This is a genomic window from Pseudomonas sp. GP01-A4 (assembly GCF_058780865.1).
On record NZ_JBYSWF010000074.1, the window covers coordinates 25,366 to 31,473 of the forward strand.

At 59.6% G+C, this 6,108-nt stretch carries 6 protein-coding genes; 4 read left to right on the top strand and 2 right to left on the bottom strand.

The genetic code is table 11. The features are described 5' to 3' along the window. The 3 genes from scpB to rluB all read left to right on the top strand — a co-directional run bounded on the left by scpB (window position 1) and on the right by rluB (window position 2,674). Window positions 1-960 carry an SMC-Scp complex subunit ScpB gene (scpB, locus tag AC3WKX_RS29240; RefSeq protein ID WP_102369771.1) on the top strand — a complete coding sequence of 320 codons (960 nt, stop codon included), beginning with the start codon at window positions 1-3 and terminating at the stop codon, window positions 958-960. Between the two features lie 131 nt (window positions 961-1,091). After that, entirely contained in the window at window positions 1,092-1,283 is a 192-nt protein-coding gene (locus AC3WKX_RS29245) for a DUF1289 domain-containing protein (protein WP_003220079.1), read from the top strand. A gap of 143 nt (window positions 1,284-1,426) precedes the next feature. After that, a complete protein-coding gene (rluB, locus tag AC3WKX_RS29250; protein ID WP_003220080.1) occupies window positions 1,427-2,674 on the top strand; it encodes a 23S rRNA pseudouridine(2605) synthase RluB in 1,248 nt (415 codons plus the stop codon). 210 nt (window positions 2,675-2,884) lie between these two features. On the opposite strand, the gene AC3WKX_RS29255 is transcribed toward rluB, so the two are convergent. Beyond that, entirely contained in the window at window positions 2,885-3,844 is a 960-nt protein-coding gene (locus AC3WKX_RS29255) for a M29 family metallopeptidase (protein ID WP_102605965.1), read from the bottom strand. 77 nt (window positions 3,845-3,921) lie between these two features. Then, window positions 3,922-4,059, bottom strand: a complete 138-nt coding sequence (locus AC3WKX_RS29260) for a hypothetical protein (RefSeq protein WP_003175756.1) — start codon at window positions 4,057-4,059, stop codon at window positions 3,922-3,924. A gap of 525 nt (window positions 4,060-4,584) precedes the next feature. Here AC3WKX_RS29260 and AC3WKX_RS29265 point away from each other — a divergent pair. Further along, window positions 4,585-5,997: an amino acid permease gene (locus tag AC3WKX_RS29265; RefSeq protein WP_102605966.1), complete on the top strand. Its 1,413-nt coding sequence runs from the start codon at window positions 4,585-4,587 to the stop codon at window positions 5,995-5,997. Window positions 5,998-6,108 lie beyond the last annotated feature (111 nt).

Consider the following 6,108-nt stretch of genomic DNA (forward strand, 5'->3'; position numbering starts at 1 on the left):
ATGAATCTGACTGAACCCCGCGAACTGGCCCCGCTGCTGGAAGCCTTTCTCCTGGCCTCGGGCAAGCCGCAATCCCTGGAACGCCTGTTCGAACTGTTTGAAGAAGCCGAGCGCCCTGAGCCGCCGGTGTTCAAGAAGGCCCTGGAGATTCTGCGCAAGTCCTGCGACGGCCGTGCCTTCGAGCTGCGGGAAGTGGCTTCCGGGTATCGCCTGCAAATTCGCGAGAAGTTCTCGCCGTGGGTCGGCCGTCTGTGGGAAGAACGCCCGCAGCGCTATTCCCGCGCGATGCTGGAAACCATGGCGCTGATCGCCTATCGCCAGCCGATCACCCGGGGCGAGATCGAAGACGTGCGCGGCGTGGCGGTCAACAGCCATATCGTCAAGACGTTGCTGGAGCGGGAGTGGATCAGGATCGTTGGCTACCGCGACGTGCCCGGCAAGCCGGCGATGTTTGCCACTACCAAGGTGTTCCTCGATCACTTCAACCTGAAAAACCTCGACGACTTGCCGCCGCTGGCCGAGCTGCGGGAGATGGAGCCGGACCCGGTCCTGGATTTCGACGACGCACCGGTGCCCGCCGGGTTGCAGGAGCTGGCCGACGCCAGCGCCGAGCCGGAAGAGCCGAAGGACGAAACCAGTTTCCACACATTGTTGCTGGAACTGGATGACATGGAGCAGGGCATCAAGACTGACTTCGATGACTTGCTGCGTGATGGTGCGGCCAGTGACGGTGAGCAGGAGCCTGCGCTGCAACTGAACGTTGAGGTTGAGCTGCCAGTCGAAGTTGAAGATGAGCCCGAGCCTGAACCCGAGGAGGACATCCTCGGCGTCGCCGAAGCGCGTGCCAAACTGCTGGCCGCCGTCGCCGCGCTCGAACAACCGCCGCTGAGCGACGAAGAAGACGAAGCCCGCGCCCTGGCCGAAGCCATCGAAAACGAACGCCGCCAATTCGAAGACTGACGCAGAACAAAATGTGGGAGCGGGCTTGCTCGCGAATGCGGTGGATCAGCCAAGCATCCGGCGACTGACACACTGCATTCGCGAGCAAGCCCGCTCCCACATTTGGATTGTCGCCAGCAAGGAGAACTCAAATGAGCTCCACCAAAGACCCCTGCATCAGCATTTGCAAATTCACCGACGATATCTGCGTGGGCTGCGGGCGCAGCAAGCGCGAGATCCGTGCCTGGAAGAAACTCGACAAGGTCGACAAGCGCACGGTACTCGCCGAAGCCGAGCTGCGCCTGCTGGCGCTGGGTGCCACCGGTCGGCGGAAAGGCAAATGAGCCTGCACTTATCGACTAGTCTCTGATGCGCAACGCGCGCCATGAGCGTATGATTCGCGACCCTTTGGCGATGCGTTCGCCAAAAGCCCAGCTTTTACTATCTTCAGGCCAAGCCTGAATCGACACACCGGGAGGTGCTTAAGATGAGTGACCAAGACCAGAACGACACCCAGGAAATCGGCCCCGCAGGCGAAAAACTGCAGAAAGTCCTCGCCCGTATCGGCGTAGGCTCGCGCCGCGACGTAGAAGCCTGGATCACCCAGAAGCGCATCAAGGTCAACGGCGTTGAAGCCACCCTTGGCCAGCGCGTCGACCTGCACGATGCCATCACCATTGATGGCAAGGTCATCAAGCGTGAAGAGGCCGCCGAATCGGTGCGCCGCGTCATCATGTACAACAAGCCTGATGGCGAAATCTGCACCCGTGACGACCCGGAAGGCCGTCCAACCGTATTCGACAAGATGCCGCGCCCCAAAGAAGGCCGCTGGATCAACATCGGTCGTCTCGACATCAACACCACCGGCTTGCTGATGTTCACCACCGACGGTGAGCTGGCCAACCGCCTGATGCACCCTTCCTACGAGATGGACCGTGAATACGCGGTACGTGTGCGTGGTGAAGTCGATGACGAAATGATCGAGCGCTTGAAAGCCGGCGTCGTGCTGGAAGACGGCCCGGCCAGGTTCACCGACATCAAGCAGGCGCCGGGCGGCGAAGGCTTCAACCATTGGTACCACTGCGTGGTGATGGAAGGCCGTAACCGTGAAGTACGTCGCCTGTGGGAATCCCAGGGCCTGGTGGTCAGCCGCCTGAAGCGCGTGCGTTTCGGCCCGGTGTTCCTCAACTCCGACCTGCCGATGGGCCGCTGGCGCGAAATGAGCCAGTACGAAGTCGACATCCTCAGTGCCGAAGTCGGCCTGACGCCGGTGGCCATGCCGCAGATGAACGCCAAGAGCAAAGACAAGCTTGAGCGTATGCAGCGTAAATCGTCGCGTCCGGTGGCGCGTACCGACCGTGTTGCCCGCACCCTGCGCCCTGCGCTGGATGCACCGGCCACGGGCGGTCGCATCTCCCGCGAGCCGCACATCGAAGGCGAGCGTCGTCCTTCGGCACCGCCCCGTCAGGATGGCGAACGTGCGCCGCGCGCACCGCGTCCAGCCGGTCGTGGTGATGCACCTGCCGGCGGTCGCGGTAACCGTGGCGAGTCTGGTCGTGGTGCTCCGGCTGCGGGCCGTGCCGACGACAGCGCCAGCACCAAACGCCCAGCCAAGCCATCGCCGAAAAAACGCCCGGGCCTGAAGCTGGTCGATGACGCGCCATCGGGCAAGCGTCGTGGTGCACCGGCCGGTTCCGGCCAGCGTCCAGGTTTTGGTCGCAAGAAGCCGCAGTGATTCGTTAAGCACTGCATAAAAACGCCAACCCTCGGGTTGGCGTTTTTTTTGGCCTGGATTTGGAACCTGCTCTATGAGCAAAGCAGGTCCATTGTGGGAGCGGGCTTGCTCGCGAATGCGGTGTATCAGTTGATACATCCAGTGACTGACCCACCGCATTCGTGAGCAAGCCCGCTCCCACAGTTGATCTCCATTGTTTTGGCGGGCGTGTCAGAACATGAAAGCCCCATCGAACACGGGTTTATCGTCGAGGGCCAACACGCCGCTGGCGAAGATCAGGTCCAGGTGGTGGCTGCCTTTCTGCCCGCCACCCAATCCCAGGTGCAGCCCGCAATGACGCTCTTCAAAGCCGGCGTTGCGCGCATACAAATCCTTCACGCCTTCATTGGTGCCAATGCCCAGTTCTTCCACCCGGCGATTGGACGGGTTGGCATTCAGGTATTTGTTGAAGTCATCCGCCAGCCCCGGCACTTCGCTGGCCACGGTGCAGATGGTCGAGTTCTCGATCCACAGTTCCAGCGGTGATTGCAGCACGCCGTATTTACGCGCAAAGGGAATGGTGCTGAGGAAGGTGCCGACAAACCGCACCTGGCCGTTGATGGCCTCGCTGTGGGTCGCGATCTCGCCGGGCGCCAGGTCGTGGTTGCCGACGCCGTTGATATTGGTCCACTTCTTGATGCTGCTCATGGGCGCTTCAAGGCGCGAGCCATGCTGGTCGGTGAAGCTCAGCACGCTGGCCTGGGACATGCGCCGGATCAACGTGGCGTTGAGGTCGGCAATCCGCTGTGGGGCGACGCTGAAGGTGTCGTAGAAGTAATCGCCATAGTCCTTGAGCAGCAGGGACTTTTTCCAGTGCTCGGCCATCACGCCCTGCAGTGCGCGGATAAAGTCCGGGCCTTCGGCGCGTGGGTTGGGCAAGGTCGAGGAATCGTAGAGAAACATGTACAGGTCACAGCCTTCGATGGCCTTGGCCAGCGTTTCGCTGGGGGCTTGGTCCAGGCGTTGTACCTGGAAGTCGAAGCGGGCAGCGCAGCCCTGGATGATCGACTGGGCGATGGCGTCGTAGCGTTCGGTATGGCCAAGCAAAATGGTGGGGCGGTGCAGGCCGGCGAGGGCCGGGTGATGGGCGAGGTAATACAGAAAATGTTCGACGGCGCGGGCCTTGTCCATGACGTCCTTCCTTCAAAGCCTTCGGTAGGAGCAGTGGCAGGTGCGGCGTCCCGCACCTGCCGGGGTGCCTGATCAGATTAGAAAGGCCACATCGCGGTGCCGAACGGCACGACGGCATCGGCTTGCATCATTTCAACGGCGGCCTCATGGGTCGGCGCTTCAAACCAATCGTCGAGTTGCAGTTCGGTTTCCAGGTCATTTTCCAGTGCTTGCATGGTGAATCTCCTAGATGACGTTGTTTGAGAACGAGCTTGCCAGCTTGCTGCGCTGGGCAAGTGGATGAACCTAGAAGAGAGTGTTTGGGATTGCAAAATTTTTATTGACACGGTTCCATTTGGATTTTTTATTCCGTTTTGATGGCGATTTGGTTTATGTCGATGAAACAGAGAGTTGGTTGCATCGTTTTGTAGGAATCGTCCTTTCGTCAACTTCTCGTTATCTGAAAGAATTTTCCTAATGTCCCTCCTATCTGCCGCACCGCATCCTGTCAGCCCAGACAGGTTTGGCGGTGTACAATGCGCCGCGTTTTACTGTGATCCCACTCTCTCAGGGCTATCCGCCTTGTTCATTCCGCCTGGCCACAAGCCCGTCGGGTTCGATTTCGTCACAGATAAAAACAACAGGTGACGTATGACCGTAAGAAAAAACGCTGGACCGGGGTTTGATCGGCGCTGCTGTAGCCCGTTACCAAAGCAGCACCCCTCCATGAGCACCCTCAAACCTTGCGTGAGACCCTTTCCATGAGTGAAGCCAACTCGCATTCAGGCGAACTGAAGCGCGGCCTGAAAAATCGCCATATCCAACTGATCGCCCTCGGTGGCGCGATTGGCACCGGGTTGTTCCTGGGGTCGGCCGGCGTGCTGAAATCCGCCGGGCCGTCGATGATCCTCGGTTATGCCATCTGCGGCTTTATCGCCTTCATGATCATGCGCCAGCTGGGCGAGATGATCGTCGAAGAGCCGGTGGCCGGTTCCTTCAGCCACTTTGCCCACAAGTATTGGGGCGGTTTCGCCGGCTTCCTGTCGGGCTGGAACTGCTGGATTTTGTACATCCTGGTGGGCATGTCGGAGCTGACGGCAGTTGGCAAGTATGTGCACTACTGGTGGCCCGAGATCCCGACCTGGGTGTCGGCGGCGGCGTTTTTTGTGTTGATCAATGTGATCAATCTTTCCAACGTCAAAGTCTTCGGCGAGGCCGAGTTCTGGTTTGCGATCATCAAGGTGGTCGCCATTGTCGGCATGATCGCCCTGGGCAGTTACCTGTTGGTGAGTGGCACCGGCGGGCCACAAGCCTCGGTGACCAACCTGTGGGAGCACGGCGGGTTCTTTCCCCATGGCGTGGGTGGTTTGGTGATGGCCATGGCGATCATCATGTTCTCGTTTGGCGGCCTGGAGATGCTCGGGTTTACTGCGGCTGAGGCGGACAAGCCACGCACGGTGATTCCGAAGGCGATCAACCAGGTGATCTACCGGATCCTGATTTTCTACATCGGCGCGTTGGTGGTGCTGTTGTCGTTGACGCCTTGGGACAGCTTGCTGGAGACCCTGAATGCCTCCGGGGACGCCTATAGCGGCAGTCCGTTTGTGCAGGTGTTTTCGATGTTGGGCAGTAACACGGCAGCGCATATTCTCAACTTTGTGGTGCTGACGGCGGCGTTGTCGGTCTACAACAGCGGCACTTACTGCAATAGCCGGATGCTGTTGGGGATGGCCGAGCAGGGTGACGCGCCTCGCGCATTGGCGAAGATCGACAAGCGTGGGGTGCCGGTGCGGTCGATCCTGGCGTCGGCGGCGATTACGCTGGTGGCGGTGTTGATGAACTACCTGATTCCGCAGCATGCGCTGGAGTTGTTGATGTCGCTGGTGGTGGCGACCCTGGTGATCAACTGGGCGATGATCAGTTTTTCGCATTTCAAGTTTAGGCAGCATATGGATCGGACGGGGCAGGTGCCGTTGTTCAAGGCGCTTTGGTATCCGTATGGGAATTATGTTTGCCTGGCGTTTGTGGTGTTTATTCTTGGGGTGATGCTGCTGATTCCGGGGATTCAGGTGTCGGTGTATGCGATTCCGGTTTGGGTGGTGTTTATGTGGTTTTGTTATGGGATCAAGAACAGGCGCAAGGCTCGGGAGGGGGTGGCCTTGGACCGGGGGTGATCTTGAGTACATATCCGTTGCTGCGGTAACGGCTGCTTATGGTTCCGCTCTTACAGCGGCTCACTTTGGAAAAGCCCCAAAGTAAGCAAAGGGCTCTGCCCCGCCTGTCGG